This is a genomic window from Neobacillus sp. MER 74, assembly GCF_023714155.1.
The window spans coordinates 1-16,841 of the sequence record NZ_JAMAUV010000007.1; the positions used below are offsets into that span (position 1 = coordinate 1).

Here is a 16,841-nt window from a genome sequence, read left to right on the forward strand (position 1 = left end):
ACTTCACAAATCATATAGAATTGAATGAATTGGATTAGTTGGAACGCCGTATGCGGTGAAAATCGCACGTACTGGTGTGGACAGGGGGAAAAGGGAGCGATAACTTCAAACCCTTACCTATCTGTATCAATAAGAGCAGTCGCTTTTCTTGGTCCACTAACTGGCAGGTTAGTGAAAGAAGGTATGTTATAATGATGGGCGATAAATGTTATTGATTTGAAAGTTTATAAAAAAGGAATTGTTACTAAATAATGAATCGTAAAAATAAAAAAAATCGATTTAGAGATTTGGATTTATTCGAAAAAGTATTGGTTATTACAGCTATAACTCTCCTGGTTCTCATTGCATTTACGTTTGTTATTGGGAGTATATTCTTTGGATTTGTAGGTCTTTTTAATGTATTTGGAGTAGAATATACATCGCCATACTCCCTTATAGGATTTTTATTGTTGCTGCTTCTTTTTGGTGGTGGAGTGGATTTATGCTCTATAAATTTAATCAAGTTGTCATCCCGATATGTAACAGGTAAATATAAATTATTTGTAATACGGATGGTTATTGATTGTACATTTACTTGGATAGCATTCCATACGGTGGATGAATATATGGATAGCATTATAATTCCATTGAAAACAGAAATCATTGCCGTTTTATTATTATTCTTTATTGAAATTGCTTTTGATAATAGAGAAAAAAATAAAAAGTAATTATTACTTAATTGGTTTCTTCTTCAGCTAACGAGTGCAAAAGTTTAAAAATGAAAAAACAAGGAGAAAACGATCTCCTTGTTTTTGTCAAAACTATTTTTGAGTAAATACAAATGTTTCTTTTAACGGTCTGCCAGGGTTTTCTTTTTGAGTCCAAACAATCTCAACTTCTAATTCTGTTGCCTTTTCTGCTAAAAGGAAATTTTGAAATACATAAGGCATCTTCTCGTTTAATTGTTTAGCCAAGACAAGTGCTTGTTCGTAGCTATTTTGAGTACAATCCTTCTCATCAGGACAACCAGTAAGAGAATATTTCGTTTTAGAACCAGGCTCATTTCTATACAGATTAACTTTAACAGAAATTACATCTTCCCCGGTGTTATTAACATTCAAAGAATATGTGTGAAATTTACCTTTTTCAGGTTTTACAGAGCCCTGAGATTCTATTGCTTTTCCAATCTGGACTGACCAATGTTTACTTGTTTGTTTCGTTGGTAGATGATCAAACGTTAAGGCTTTAGCTTGAAACGATGGTTCAGTAACCAAAATACAGAGGAAAGCAAGGGCAAGAAACCATTTATTCATTTGTTTACCTCCTTTTCAAGTATTTTTCCCCTTTTTCCATTATTCATTTATGTTAGTGAAATATTGTTCTTTCACTAACAGGTGCAAGAGTTAAATAAGATTGGGTTGCTCCGGCAGCCTTTTTTGCTTGTTCCACTCTAACGGGTAGCTTGAGTTACATATGGGATTCCGGCAAATGAACGCTGCGGCGTTCATTTTTTTATTGAATTTAAGGTGTTTAGTTCAATAAAAAATTAAAATATAATAGATCTTATAAAACAGAAATGACTTAACTTAGGAGGGGGAACATGAAAAAAAGACTGAGAAAAAAAATGTCCAAGGAATGGGAATGGTATGCAGTAAAAGTATTGTATGAATGCAACATCTCAGGAATCCCTTCTCCAGAAATAATTGATGAAAATTACTCTAATACACACAAGACTTTTGAAGAAAGCATTATTCTTGTTAAAGCATCTTCTTTTGAGCAGGCTTATGTAATAGCTGAAAAGGAAGCAAAAAAAGCTGAAATTGATTACTTAAATCCATACGAAGAACTGGTTGAATGGAAATTTATTGAAGCGTTAGATTGCTTTAACTTGTTTGATGAAAAACTTCAATCAGGTACAGAATTATATTCTCGATTTTTACGTGTTCCTAAAGATATGTCTAGGGAGATTGTTATTTCTCATTACTATCCAGAAACACTTGAAGAAGATGAAGTTGACCAGAATTTTAATTTGCGAAACAAGAATTTTAATGCCCGACCAAATTCTAATTAAGCAATTTAGGGTTGAGTTTCTTTTTGGACTTACGGGTGCAAGAGTTAAATGTCCGGATGCCATCTCGGCGGTTTTTATTATTCAACTAAAGGACAATAAATAAGCATTATACTATGTTTATGAGGAGGTCGATAATAATGCCAGTTCATGAATTTGGAATAATTGATAATACTGAAAATGTGAAAAGAAATATTGGTTATGAACCACAAAAATATAATTGTATCTCTGTTGATGATGAAATTATTATTGATTTAAATGAGAATTTATCTATTATGAAAACTTACTTTCATTCGCTTGAACGCCCAAAGTTCGGGTTAGCTTACTGGGGAATTACAATTATTCCACCTGAATCCTTATCAATGTTCTTTGATGTGGTTACATCTGCAACATTATATAAAAAATCTGCTGAACTTAATGAGTTAGCTTCGAAAATTCTACAGGCTATAGAAGAAAATAAATACATGATACACTTTGGAATATAATCCTTTTGTGAAGGAATGTACTTAAGCTAACGGTGGGCGTAAGTGCAAAATGGGATTCCGGTATAGAGATCGCAGCGGCGGTCTTTTTTCTTGGGGATAATGAAAGTTCAGTGAAATGAATTAAGCAAAAAAGGAAAACATGGTATTATTTGTTTAGGTAATTGTGTTTTCAGTGGAGGTGGATAGCATGGATAAGCCATCTGAGATTATTACTATAAGTGAACGAGATATAATGTCAGCCATTCAAGAAAATGGTTGGTACATTGACAAGGTAGAAAAAACTCCAGAAAGATGCTTAGAGGCAGTTAAGCAAAATGGTCTTACATTAAAATTGATTCCTAAAAACTTACAATCTGTAGCTTTGTGTCTTGAGGCTGTGAAACAAAATGCTTTAGCTATAAAATATGTGTCCAGAAAAATAATGACGGATGATATTTGCATAGAAGCTGTTAGAAATAACGGAAAAATAATAGCCTACTCCACGTATATTCCTGATGAGTTCTGGTCAAAAAAGCTTTATCTTGAGGCAATAAAGCAAAATGGCAAAGCCCTTGAATATGTTCCTGATAAGTATAAGTCGGAAAGCCTTTGTAAAATAGCTATTATGCAAAATGGTTTAGCGCTCGAATTTGTTCCGAAGAATAATCTGTCAAAAGAATTATTCGTATTAGCAGTTGAGCAAAATGGATTGAGCTTGGAATATGTGCCAAGTAAAAACAGAAGTAAAGTATTATGTAATGCTGCTGTTAATAATAATGTATTGGCTTTAGAGCATGTACCGAACAGATATAAAACGACGGAGTTGTGCAATTCGGCGATAAACTCAAGTTGGAAAGCTTTTCTTTATATGCCTGAGAGTATGTATACATTAAATAATTGCCTTGAAATATTTGACCGGATATTAAGGGAACACAACGATCTTTCTGAGATATCATATAGTGACCGCTCTTGTGTTAGAGGGATTGTAAACCGCCTGCCAGATAGTATAAACAACGATAATCAAATTATCAGATTGGAAAGACAATTACAGGTACGAGAATTTAAGAGAAAATACTTTGATAAAGAAACACATAGATTTATTACGATAGAAAAAATATGCTATAGAGAAGAAGATGAAGTAAAAGAATTCGATTTATTTGTTGACTTTTATAAGCATTTAGATGCGGATCTGAAAAATGCCAATCTGCATGATTATGATTTTAAAGAGGTCAATCTCGCCGATTTTAATATTGAAGGTGCCTATATTAACAGCGATGTATTAGTCCAACAACACTTATATGACGATTCTTATTACGCTGAAAACGTCAAAGATTATGATCGCAACTCAGAGCTTATGATTTCTGCAGAAAATGAGGTAGTAGAGGCTATCTCTGTTCTTCATGATATAGATTTGATTTCAGATGCCACATTAAACGATACTTCTAGCAAGATATACTATATTAGCGATATCCACCTCAATCATAAGCTTTTAAAAGCATTTCCAACAAATGCAACTGAATTGGAAGTTAAAATGTATATCAGACAGCTTGTAAAGAAAATGATTGATACTGCTACAGACAAATCTTATGACGACTACTTATTAATAGCGGGAGATATATCTTTTAACTTTGAAATATCGACTTTGTTTTATACAGAATTAGTCAAGTTTTGGAGTAATCGTCAAATAGTAGTAGTGCTTGGGAATCACGAATTATGGGATTTTAATCGACGCGGGATTGCACACTCTAATTTGCTTAGATTGGATGAAATTATTCAGCAATACCGGGATTTGTTTTCAAATCTAGGCATATGTTTTTTACAAAATGATTTGCTGCTTTCAAACGGAACGATCATTTCAGAAAAGCAATTGCAATCCATTGATCAGGACGAGTTGAAGCATATCTGCTTGAAAAGTTCTTTTGTGATACTGGGTGGATTAGGGTTTTCCGGCTTAAATTCAAAATTTAACGCCACGCAAGGAATTTATCGGCAAACCATTATGTCTTTGGATGAGGACATCAAACAGACAAACCAATTTAAATTCATTTACAATAAAGTGAAAAGTGTTTTAGGCAACGATAAAGTTATTATTTTAACTCATACGCCAAAAGAAAACTGGTCCAATGAAGATTACAACCGTAACTGGATATATGTGAATGGACATACTCATCGAAATGATTACTGTTGTGATGAAGAAAAAACTTTTTATTCTGACAATCAAATTGGATACTATTCTACAAGCATAGGTTTAAAGCATTTTAAATTATCAAGGGTTTATGATATTTTTAAGTATTATCCTGACGGAATTTATTCTATTTCGAGAGAGCAATATTTGGACTTTAACCAAGGCGTTGAGATTAGAGTAACTTTTAATAGAGCAGGAACTATACATATGCTTAAAAACAATAATGTATATTGTTTTATACTTGAAAACCAGAACACAGGGAAAAAATATCTATTAAATGGCGGGATGATTAATAATTTAGAACAAAACGACATCAATTATTACTTTGAGAGTATGGCGTATTATTCAGATGCAATCAGAGGGTTATTTAGCAATTACAATCAAGCACTTAAATCCATATCTGATAGTATTAAAAAAATTGGCGGTGTTGGTACAATCCACGGATGTATTGTTGATATAGATTACCTTAATCACATTTATGTGAATCCGGTAGACGGAACCGTAACCCCATATTTTGCCAGCTCGATTGTCGATAAGTATACCTATCCAAATGTCAAAGAGCTTTTGTTAGCTCAAAGAAAAGATTTATATGATAATTATATGAAACTTTTAGACGGAGAGAGTGATGGTGTCAAGCTGTTGGAAGGTGAAATAAAAGCAGAAAGCATTGAAATATCAAGATATGTTCCAGATACTGATATGTATAGACCATCAAGAATAATGAGGTCATTACAGTACCTGACAGAAGTTAATGTTATAAGGATTTGGAACGATCGTATTATCGACTTTCAATTGCAAAGCAAAAATGAAGCAAAAGATTTGTTTGATAATAATAACAACACTTTGTTGTTATCCGTTGAACCAAACAAAAGCAATTAACATAGAAAAGGTTAAAGCTGAATGAGATCAATATATATAAATGCATGATTACCTATAAACACCATGCCATCTATTACATTAGTAGAGAATCTGGGAAAAATAGAAAAAAACATATGAGATATAACCCCTGATAAATATAGATAAAAAACTAAAAGATGATAACCAAGATAAACCCTCCGATGAGTAACCGGAGGGTTTGTTATATGTTAGAAAAATTCACTAAATCTATTTCGATGTTAAAAATACCTACAGCAAAACAATCTAATCCCTAATATTAAAAGAAACCCCTGATGCTTAGAAGCACAGGGGTTGTTGTTTTTGGAATTTATATTATGTATTTTTGGGCACCAATTTTATAAAATATTAAACATTTTTTCTCTGGTTCTTACAAGATACACTGGTACTTTTCATTTAACGGTTGAAAGCTCATTCTAGAGCTTTTTTAGTAGAGAGATTATTGTTTGCGTTATAAAAGTAGCAATATATTATGCGACAATCAAATCTTTTTCTAGGATGCATATAGTTGACCTAAAAACGGACTTTAAAAGCATGGTGGCATCAAATTAATTCTATAAAAAAACGTCTGAATGAACCTCCAGTGCATTTAAAATGGGTTTTTACCGTTTTGACTTTTGACATTTTTCAATAATGTCCATTACCAGTAAATAGGCATCCACTTCCTTTTGACCTTTATGGAATTTTGCCAGGTAAGGTAAGTGATTTTCCAGCAGCTCTGGGTCTAAGCGGATTGACATCAATTTGGAATACAAGATGTCATTTTCGGAAAGTAATTCTTCGTCACCTTCGGCAACTACAAACATTTTCTTAATTAAAGCTTTCTTTTCCACCTTGTATCGTTTCAATTCTTCCTTAAGTTTACTATGTTCTACAGCCGTTATAATCTTTTGGGACTCGTTAGCGTTCTCAGTTGAAACTTTTCCAATCAATCTGGCATGGGCATCGTGGAATATTCGCTCATATTTTTCGTCCGAAAAGATTGTAAAACCATAATTCCTTTTGGCTTTCTCATTTTTGCAATTTTCCTTTAGTTTGTTGATTTCATCAATCAAAAACTTTTTTGTAAATTTCTCAACCTTTATTTTGCCTCTAAGAATCATATCAACGACTTTAAAGGCTTCTTTTTCAAGTTCCTTGTACTTTTTCTTTACATTCTCTTTTTTTGCTTTTATAGCTTCCTTGTGAGCTGCCTTTAAATTTGGGTTGTTTCTACCGGTTTCTTCTTTAATCCAATTTTCTAAATTCTCTTTATAAAATGGTTTTGAAAGAAGTCTATAATCAACTACATAGTCTGGGTCACCTTTGTTTTCAAAAAGAATTTTTGTCTTGTTTGCAATTTCTTTATTTGAAAATGAAAGGGCACCGGTTCTCGCCATTTCATTAATAGCTGCTTTTATAGCTTGTATCTTTTTGCTTTGTTTTAATTCATTTTGATTCATCGAGGCATAAACACCTCCCGATTAGCTGCTGTACGGTACAATGTGAAATCAATTTCGCTAAACATACCATCTTTTCTTGATTGCTTAATGTATTTTACAATGTCGTCGTCTAAATTTAACTTTCTAGCTCTTTTCCAAATTTTACTTATCATTTCATCAGCTTCTTTTTCTGTTAACCCAAAACCAGTTTCCATAGATAATAAGGTTATTTGCTTGGCTTCAATAAAACCTTTAAACCGGTCAATAAGTGGTACAAAGAGCATTTCGATTGTTTTCAGACGCTTATCACCTTTACGATTTACTTTTAAAATTTCTTTTTTGCGTTTATTAATTTGATCAATTAACGCATCAATATTTCTAAACTCCTTATCAAAAATAGTGGATACACTAAATAAAGCCATGAAGGTCATTCGACCGGCTCTGAAATCATTGCATTTAAGACAACCCATTCCGGTATCACCACAAGAAATGGTTGTGACACATTCGCTATCTACTTCCGTAAATTGGTTGGCTTCAGAGTTGATTGTTTGTAGAGGGGTTTCAACTTTAAATTCGTTTAGGTAGTCAAGGAAGTTTTTTAATACAACGTAAGCATTACTGCCTTCAATTCCCTTAGGAATTTCATTGAAAAAGGTACTTACAAGCTCTCTTGCGGCACCAACATGACCTTGATCTTCTAAAATTTTAAATACCTGAAATACGGAAGCCAAAATTTTTGTATACTCACCTATGGATTTGTTATTTCGGTGACCTAAATTCATCATCACCTGTGCTAATGGTAAATGTGCATTAGCGTGAATAGTATGAATAAAAGCATGACGTAAGTGATGCAGTGAGAACAAAGGTTTTCCTAATTGCTTCTGCCATTCAGGTGAACTCTCGTACATTAATTTGTTTTTAAAATCGATAGGAGAACCATGCACAATATCTAATTCTTTTTGTAAATCCATAAAATATTCGCGAATCGTAGTAGAACTAATGGCACTATAATTTCTTATTGTGCTAGGGAATAGGTATTGGTCCTTGATTGGGATCCCGGTACCTTTATATACTAATTCTGCTGCTTTAATCACTTCTTTAAAAATATCAATGTGTGCATAGTCAAATTCATAAGAGCCATCTTCGCATTTTTGACCTCTCTCAAAATCTTCCCTTTTATCATGATTTCCCTTTGCAGTTTTGATATAAACGTATGAATCATCTGATGAAAGGGAATTCTTCACCCTTGCTAATTTCAAATTACGGATTTCTGTCAGTCTTCTCCCAGTTAGAAGTACAAACCAAATTAATCTATATATGAAAAAACTATATAAAAAATTTTGAATTTCCCACGTATGGAGATTTTCACTAACTATTTTTTCATTTACACCTTTAGCAAAACCTTCTTTTCTTGTTTCTAAAATTTTTTGAGCTAGTGCAGAAATAACTTGACCGAAGGCGGCACCTTGGAGAGGGGTATGAATCACATCCTTACCAATATTCGGACTCCATTTTGTACTAAAAATTGAAACATCGTAATAAAAAGGACTGTTTTTGCCAAGTATGACTTCATTATAAAACTTGAAAACAGGAGGAACGAAAATTAATAACCTCTTACCGTCTACTTCTTTATTTTCATTAAGCCAGACATCTCGGTGGTGTGCAGTAATTTCTGCAATCTTTTCTACTCCATCATCCATAGCGACAAGTGAGAGATTGCACCAATTTTTAATGGTTGACCGTAGGTTAGAAATATTCTTTTGAAGTTCTTCTTTACCGTTAATTGTGATTATGTTACTTTCGACGAATTGATGTATAAGAACTTGCATCTCCGAACCGTCAAGTTCTTTACTTCTGTTGTTCAAATAATTTCGTAATGTTTTCACATCATCCGGGGTCTTATAAATAAGGGAGCGGAGAAATTCATATATATTATCTTTGCGTTCCATCGCTCCGGTCTTTACTAATTCAGGGTATATTTTCTCTATAAATTCTAAGAATTTAGGCTTTGAATATCGGTTGTGAATTTTAATAGCACCAGTTTTTCTGTAGGTATCACCAGATACGGCATTTAGGAATTCCTTAACTAGAGTTTCTTCCGTCAAATCATTCACTTCATAAAAAGCATTCAAAGAAAAAATGAACCTACGGTTTGCCTGATGTTTTAGTTCATATAGATTTGGAAAACTGTCAGGTTTTGTTCGGTGATAATATTCATCCATCAAGACTCCTATCATCCCAGAATTCTTCCCAAGTCCTACTCTTGTATTATAAATATAGACTTCACTAATAAAATCTCTGTCTATCGGAATACGAGAACAAGCCATGAGCATGATTAAATACTTTTCAAAGACTTTATATTCACTGGCATAAGGATATAATGTACGAAAAACATCTATGTCGTTATCTACTTGCTTCTGTTCATTTTCATATAACAACCAAGCTTGCGTTGGCATCTCAATCTCTTTTGTTTCAAAATATTTAAGTAATGTTCTAAATAAACCTATAATTAGGGACTGGGACTTTGAGCTGAAACCGTATCCTTCTCTAATCCGAACCACTTCGTCATAAGTAAATAACTTATCCTTCCTTAAAAGGAAGGGGGTTAATGGCGTAACCTGTGCATTTAATGCCAATGCTAACCCCTACCTTTCTACCAAATTTTAAATGATACTAAATTTAAAAGGAATCTTTCAGCATTTCTAACTCTTTTAAAAAAGCTTTAAAACTTATTTCAGCCTCTGTTACCGTTTCTTGCAGGTGCTTCTGTACTTTCTGCGCTATTTCTAGTTCGCTAAAACCAAGCCAAGTGTTCATTTTTTCAATACAAATTGAAATACGACTTTGAAGACTGCGAAGTTGTTCTTTGTGCATAGTATCATTATAGTTTTGGTATATCTCTTGAGTTCTAAGATGACAGTTTACAATTTCCCGAAGTAAACGAGGCTCGTCTCTTTTTTGTATTAAATGATCAAAGCAACTAATACATGTAATTTTTTCTTTGTGTCTCCAACAGGTCGGATTAACACATCTGCCAAAGGCTGCACCACTAACAGCAATCGTACCCTCGCTTTTCTCCCCATCAACTTGTCGAATGAAATCTATGATTTTACTCACATCTTGCGTTGAGTTCATTGCTTCAAATGCTTCCTCTGGCAACATTGAAAGGGGAGAGGTGAGGAGTAATTGAATTCTGTGAATTCCTGGCGTAGAAAGCTTAGTTTCTAAGTCCTTTTGAATTCTCTTATCCAATGATTCTATAAGAATCTGTTTTTCCCATGCATCGCCTTTATTTTCTGGATTATAATCTTTTACGCTCTTCATATCTCTTAAGAATATTAGGTTTTTATCAGCTAGTAAGTCTAAAAGCGCACTCCAAGCATATTTATTTGTCATTTTAATATCATGATGACGGAGTAATCGTTTAATAACTTCCATTTTGTATTCTGCATCATCACTATGTTCAAACTCATATTCACTCATGCCAAAAAAGAAGTATTCGGCTGCCCGGTGGCGTAAAAAGTGAAATGTCGTTTTTGAAGGTCGAGTGATCCTAGATTCTTTGCAAATCTTATCAAGATGTCTTATCAAAGTTTTTCTACTTACATCCTTTATTGCTCCAGTTCTTTTATCAACGTTTATAAATTGTTTAATGTATTCCCCTTCGATATATCCCTTATCGCCTGTCATCTTCATTAAGATTTCTGAGTGAGGAAAAAGTTCCTTTCTCATTTTTGTGCATTCCTCAATCATTTTCGCAGTTTCTTTACCTACAGGAACCACACCGAACCTATCACCTAACTTGCTTAATCCTAAAATTACAATGTATACATCGTGTTCATCCAGATAGGATAGGGTGTTATATGGCATATTTATCACTTCATCGCTTCTAGTTCCAGCGTCTGCTATTATCCGTAGCATAGTAGTATATTGGTATTCATGGTAATATTCATGAGATCCTATTGGTTCTTTGGATTTGAAATTGTAAATAGCTCGAACAATTTTATCAGCTAACACTATATCTGTTTTAAATGTACCTGATGTTTCCGAAAGACCCTTAGAAAGCTCAACATCAACATAATCATCATAAGCAGTAGCGACATCATTATTAGCAATTGCAGCAGCTTCAGCATAAACAAAAGGGGGGGCAGCACCTTCGAAATCCTTTGTAAATTCTGCTTTTATACGTCCGTATACAGTATGTTGATCCGGTACCCCTGTTTTATTATCTATTAAAACCTTTTCTTCGAAAGGGAAGTCATAGGTAACACCAATTAAGCTTTTTTCTTGTCCGAAAATCTGTTTTATATCAGCTAAAACAGAAAGAAATGAGCTTATTGCAGAACGGCAACTGTTTTTTCCAACCCTATTTTCTTTGCAATGATTAACATACTCTTGACAACATTTTTCAATATTCCCCACAGTTAAGTGTTTAATATTTGTTATAAATTTAGGTTTTTTATTTAACACCGAATGGAATCTGGTGAATTTGACTGTTGAAAGTTTTTTCATTCTTAAATAAATTCGATAGTTCTCAGCCATCTCACTAATTTCATTAAATTTTTCAGGCGAAAAAAAGTTATGATTTTCACTTGATTCACCTTCCATATCAATCTGTGCCCCTTTAGGATTAACACAGTAAAAAATGGAAGAAAGATTTGTTTTATTACGGTAGAGGTAATCCATTTGTGCTTTTTCACGTTTATCTACAATTGGAGTTTTGAGATAATATTTTCTTAATTGACCTATGGTAATGACAGGTACTTCATTCCAAGCATTTTTTCCGTTATCTAACAGAATAGCGATTAGATATAAGAAAATGTTTGAACCCTCCTTTGAAGTACCACCAGCAAATTTCCTCTTCTCGACAAATACCTTCCTATCCATTTCATTCAAAAAGGAATGACCATCAGTTATATAAGAATATAGCACCTTTGTTACCCAATACATTATTTCATAACAAGAATTCATCTCTTCAAGATTTGACTTCGAAAGGGATCTTTTATTGTGAAAAGTATTATTAAGAATTCCTATGGCAATAGAGTAATCTATTTTAATTTGAAATTTTAAAGCGAGACATAAGCCGACTAACCGAACAAATTGCCCATTATGGCTTTTAGTTGTATTGCTACATAAGCGACCAAGACGTGTTGCCATCTGATCTGTTACAAATAAGGCATCTAACGGGTAAACTAAATTTTCATTAATATAATTGGAGAGTTTATGAAGCCCTTCAGAGCTGATTTTTTCATAACCATCCTTCTCCCTGATATGATTTATATGAAGTAGAATTTCGTCTACATCATTACTCGTGATCTCTTTCTTTATTAACCACCACTGAGCAGGTGGTATCAATGCAACTGCATTCATTTTTTTAAGTTCAATGTAATCTTCTAATGAATCTTTATAGACCTGCCAATGTGCATTCTGATATGCGGGAGGAATACCTTTTATAACGCCTTTTTGCAGCAGATTTCTTACCGCTTCTTCAGGCTTTTTAAGTGATTTGTTAATCATTTTCATTTCTGAAAGTCTTGAAACAGCTTCCTTTATACTGAGTGTTTCACGCATTTTTTTAAGTTCAATGTAATCTTCTAATGAATCTTTATAGACCTGCCAAAGTGCAGTCTCTTCAGTGGGAGGAATACCTTTTATAACGCCTTTTCGCAGCAGTTTTCTTACAGTTCTATCAGGATTTTTAAGTGATATGTCAATCGTTTCCGTTTCCAAAAGTCTCGAAACAGCTTTCTTTATACTGAGTGTTTCACGCATTTTTTTAAGTTCAATGTAATCAATGTAATCTTCTAATGAATCTTTATAGACCTGCCAAGGTGCATTCTGAAATGCGGGAGGAATACCTTTTATAACGCCTTTTTGCAGCAGATTTCTTACCACTTCTTCAGGCTTTTTAAGTGATTTGTCAATCATTCCAGTTTCCAAAAGTCTTGGAACAGATTCCTTTATGCTGATTGTTTCACGCATTTTTTCAAGTTCAATGTAATCTTCTAATGAATCTTTATAGATCTTCCAGGGTGCACTTTGATAAGCGGGAGGAATACCTTTAATAACGCCTTTTCGTAGCAGTTTTTTTACCGCTAATTCAGGCTTTTTAAGTGATTTGTCAATCATTCCCGTTTCCAAAAGTCTTGGAACAACTTCCTTTACACTGATAGTTTCACGCATTTTTAATTCCTCCACATTTTACTAAACGCGAAAAATACATCTCTAATCTGTTACACTCAAACAATTTATTCATTTTTGGTATAATCAACTTCCTTAAATTTAATATTATCTATATTTTTCTCCAAATAACGGTAAAATGCTGTCTTTGCTTCCTTTTTTGAATTTCTGTCAGCCCAATAATAAACTGTTTCCGTAACCTGGGAATTCGGTGTATGACCAATTTCCTTTTTTAAGTTGGCTGGGTTATATTTGCCTTCTTTAATCTCTTTTCCAATCCTTGCAGAAATGTAAGTATGGCGTAACGAATGAAGAGTAAGGTCGTTTTTTATCTTATGTCCGTGGGCTTTGTTATAATGTTCAAAAGTGTTTCTTTTAATACCCTGAATTTTACAGATGGTATCGAGCCATTTTAATGGAGTCTGGGATATAAATGGACTGGCATTCTCTGTTTCCGGGTTCACAAATAGAAAGTCTTTTTTTATTCCTTTGGGCTTCTTTTCCTTCAGTAATAAGTGTCTTTCAATCAAATAATTTCGAAATAGTTTTCCGAACCATGAATTATCAATTAATGTTCTGATTTTTTGAAGTTTTATTTTATGTTCCATTGAAAAATTGGAGTCAGACAGGTTTATGCCTTGCTCTTTACAATTTCGATAGTAAGTAATTATTTCATCAACAATTTGAAATGGGTCTTTTATCAAATCGGGATTTTCAATAATTTCGCCCTGGAACATTTTGAAGAAGTCATCCGGTCTAACGAAAATTGACTTACAATCTAGCTCTAGTAATTCCGAAAAATCATACACATCTCGTAATCTTGTGTCACGTTCTCCAGCTGTTTTATTTTCTCTTCTCTTTTCTTCATAAGATTTTCTTTTCTTAACCCTGACATAAAAACTCAAATGACGGTCAAGATAAATATCCATTTTTTCCAATTCGTCTCTTTGAAATTTAAACAAATCTTCCCAGTGAACTACTGTATATTGAGAAAAAGGTTCGTCTAAGCCCTGATTTTGATGGATAGAAACACGTACATTTTTCGCTAGAAGATTAAGGCATTCTGAGATCCTCATTCCAGCCAAAAGAAGAAGTATTATCATAAATTTACGTTGATGATTTTTACAAAGTATTTTCGAGTTCTTTAAAAAACTACGTAATTCACTCTCGTAAAAAATCCTTTCTCTTTGCGTACTTGGTTGTGAATCTTTTAATTTAGTGATTTTAGTAATATTTGGGTGACCTATCCATACAAAATAATATTTTTTTGCTCTTTTGTGAAAAAACTCCTTACGTTGCACGACATCTTCTGGAATAGGTTTAAAGTGGTGAATCCATCTTGCAGATTTTCCTAACCAATTTAAATAGTCAATCGTGAGTTGCAAATTGTGTTTGATGTACTTATAAGGATACCTCCAAGCTGCTTCATCCAGTTCGGCATTAAAACTTTCGGATATATGTAGAGGTATTACTTTTCCCTTTTCATCAGCTTTAATTTTGGTATAAGGGGCACTGTACCACTCTTTGTATATTTTATTTACTGTATCTATATCCTCAATGCCCTCTATATAAGGATGAACGGGAAGGTATTCCAATTTACATTGGGAAATAGTAATTCTGTTAAGCAAGTCCTTTGGAAGCACCGAAAGGTACTTGATGTAGGACCCCAAAATTCCCTTTGTAACTGGTTCCCTCCCAGTCATTCCATGTAACCTCAAAAAGTTGTACCAGTGGCAAATAGCATGAGCAGCACTATTTAGGTTTTCCTTGGAGCACCCGTCAGCATATAAGCTTTTTAAAAAATCAAAAGCTGGCTCTACTGGGTAACCCTTTGGACTAAAAACAAGAGAAACAGCTTTAGGATCACTTTCATATGTTTTATCCTCATCATGACCATTTTCGACAGTATACATCCCGTTGATTCTTCTGTTCTCTTTCTCCCGGTAATCAAAATATTTCATAAATGTGTGTTCCTCCTAATCAATCAGTTTATTGTTAAAACCTAAAATTGTTTTAGCAAATTCATTAGGGGATAAATAATGCCCCATATTTATCTCTCCTTAATATTTGTTTTTCATATGAATTTTTAATACTTCTAGTACGTATGTTCGATTTTTGGGGTTAAAAAAAGAAAAATCTGTATTAAAAAATAGATTTTTCATATGTTTTTATAATAAACGAATATACGTTCTACTTCAGGATATAAAAAAAGACGATTTTCATCGTTTTTATATTTCTCCTCTACAACAATTTGTAGTGTCTTCTTATCAATCATTCATATTGTATATAACTTTGTAGGAGTAACTTTACTGCTCATATAAGGAAAATTAAGCAAACCCACAAAGCCGGATAGGTGATTATTTTAATTTAGCTTTAAATCTCTATAAATTGTTGTTTATTTTGTTTTTAAAAGGTCCTCGGATTCTACCAATCCTGTGGAACGCTACCCGCTGTGGGCTACGTCCTCCTCCAAAACAAATAAATAATTATCCAACTAAATTATAAAATGTATGTAATTTGATAATATCATATTGATTCTGAATTTTCAAATAGAATTTAAAATCTATAAGGATTTAATCTATGTACTTTATTCTTTTTTATCAATAGTTTTCTTTATTATGTATATTAATAGGTAGCGTAATTAGTGGGTTTTATTTATTAAGTGGGATAAATTAAATTAAATACATACAAATATTAGTTGAAGGGACCTTTTTTAGAGGACTATATGTTTTCCAATTTTTTTTGATTTCTATAGAAGGAAAGTTCCAAGAAAGATTCCTATATTTATAGGGAAAATTGTTGTAAAGGGTGGTGAATATGGTTTAAATAAATGAAATGTGGTGTGATATTTGCTATGTTAGAGAAATGCCAATTCAAAGATTCAAAGGAATTCTCTGGGGAGAATGGTTGGAAATTAAAGCAAATGCAGCAGAAAATTACCGCAAAGAAATCATTAAACTTCGGAAGAAAAAAAATCCTGTGAACATTTTTATGTCTTCCGCAACAGATCCTTACCAACCAATTGAACGTAAGGCAGAAATTACAAGAGGGATATTAGAAGAAATGATTGAAAATCCTCCTGATTTTCTTCAAATTCAAACACGAGGACCACTAATAACAAGAGATATTGATTTGATCGTCAAACTAAAGGAAAAATGTAAAGTATTAGTATCTATAACGATTGAAACGGACAGGGAAGACATAAAGCAAATTTTTGCTCCATATGCACCAGGAATTAATTTGCGGTTAAAAGCCTTAAAAGAAGTTCATGAAGCCGGAATAATGACCCAAGCTTCAATATCGCCCGTTTTGCCCTTTACCCCAGAGTTTCCGAAAGTATTGGATGGGATTGTAGATCATATATGGATTGATACACTATCCATTGGAGATGGTGCTATGGGTAAACGTTCAGAAAGATTAGGAATGCCAAAATTATTTGAAGAACATGGACATTCAGGGTGGTATGAAAACAATCTACATGTAAAAGTGGAAAAATATTTTAAAAAATATTTTCCTAGTGAAATGATACGGGTTTCCAAAAACGAAGCTTTTACAAGATTCCAGGCCTGATATATGGCCTTTCAGAAAGAGCAGTAAACTAATACTGCTCTATTTTTTTAAAAAGGAACTTGGTTGTTGTATAAAAAACA

Annotated in this window: 9 protein-coding genes and 1 pseudogene; 5 read left to right on the forward strand and 5 right to left on the reverse strand. The window is 33.2% G+C overall.

Annotated features, from left to right (window positions below; all coding sequences use genetic code 11):
• Positions 1–251: 251 nt before the first annotated feature.
• Positions 252–707 (forward strand): YrvL family regulatory protein, encoded by a 456-nt coding sequence (locus M3610_RS13535; RefSeq protein WP_251459749.1) that lies wholly within the window; start codon positions 252–254, stop codon positions 705–707.
• A gap of 93 nt (positions 708–800) precedes the next feature.
• Here M3610_RS13535 and M3610_RS13540 read toward each other — a convergent pair whose 3' ends face one another.
• Complete coding sequence (locus M3610_RS13540) at positions 801–1,292, reverse strand: hypothetical protein (protein ID WP_251459751.1); 492 nt, start codon at positions 1,290–1,292, stop codon at positions 801–803.
• Positions 1,293–1,579: 287 nt separating this feature from the next.
• Between M3610_RS13540 and M3610_RS13545 the strand changes: the two genes are divergently transcribed.
• The 3 genes from M3610_RS13545 to M3610_RS13555 all read left to right on the forward strand — a co-directional run bounded on the left by M3610_RS13545 (position 1,580) and on the right by M3610_RS13555 (position 5,575).
• Complete coding sequence (locus M3610_RS13545) at positions 1,580–2,050, forward strand: DUF4288 domain-containing protein (protein WP_251459753.1); 471 nt, start codon at positions 1,580–1,582, stop codon at positions 2,048–2,050.
• Between the two features lie 134 nt (positions 2,051–2,184).
• Positions 2,185–2,532 (forward strand): short-chain dehydrogenase, encoded by a 348-nt coding sequence (locus tag M3610_RS13550; protein WP_396953650.1) that lies wholly within the window; start codon positions 2,185–2,187, stop codon positions 2,530–2,532.
• Positions 2,533–2,719: 187 nt separating this feature from the next.
• Positions 2,720–5,575, forward strand: coding sequence for a DUF4116 domain-containing protein (locus M3610_RS13555; protein WP_251459757.1), 2,856 nt, complete (start codon positions 2,720–2,722; stop codon positions 5,573–5,575).
• Positions 5,576–6,192: 617 nt separating this feature from the next.
• Here the strand turns inward: M3610_RS13555 and M3610_RS13560 are convergent.
• The 4 genes from M3610_RS13560 to M3610_RS13575 all read right to left on the reverse strand — a co-directional run bounded on the left by M3610_RS13560 (position 6,193) and on the right by M3610_RS13575 (position 15,152).
• Positions 6,193–7,032 carry a hypothetical protein gene (locus M3610_RS13560; protein ID WP_251459759.1) on the reverse strand — a complete coding sequence of 280 codons (840 nt, stop codon included), beginning with the start codon at positions 7,030–7,032 and terminating at the stop codon, positions 6,193–6,195.
• On the reverse strand, positions 7,029–9,647 hold the full coding sequence (locus tag M3610_RS13565; protein ID WP_251459761.1) for a site-specific integrase: 2,619 nt from the start codon (positions 9,645–9,647) through the stop codon (positions 7,029–7,031). Before M3610_RS13565 ends, M3610_RS13560 begins: the two co-directional genes overlap by 4 nt.
• A 43-nt stretch (positions 9,648–9,690) precedes the next feature.
• Positions 9,691–13,194, reverse strand: coding sequence for a site-specific integrase (locus M3610_RS13570; RefSeq protein ID WP_251459763.1), 3,504 nt, complete (start codon positions 13,192–13,194; stop codon positions 9,691–9,693).
• 65 nt (positions 13,195–13,259) lie between these two features.
• Positions 13,260–15,152: a site-specific integrase gene (locus tag M3610_RS13575; protein ID WP_251459764.1), complete on the reverse strand. Its 1,893-nt coding sequence runs from the start codon at positions 15,150–15,152 to the stop codon at positions 13,260–13,262.
• 880 nt (positions 15,153–16,032) lie between these two features.
• Between M3610_RS13575 and M3610_RS13580 the strand changes: the two are divergent.
• Positions 16,033–16,761 (forward strand): annotated as a pseudogene (locus tag M3610_RS13580) (radical SAM protein); the annotation flags it as partial.
• Between the last annotated feature and the right edge of the window lie 80 nt (positions 16,762–16,841).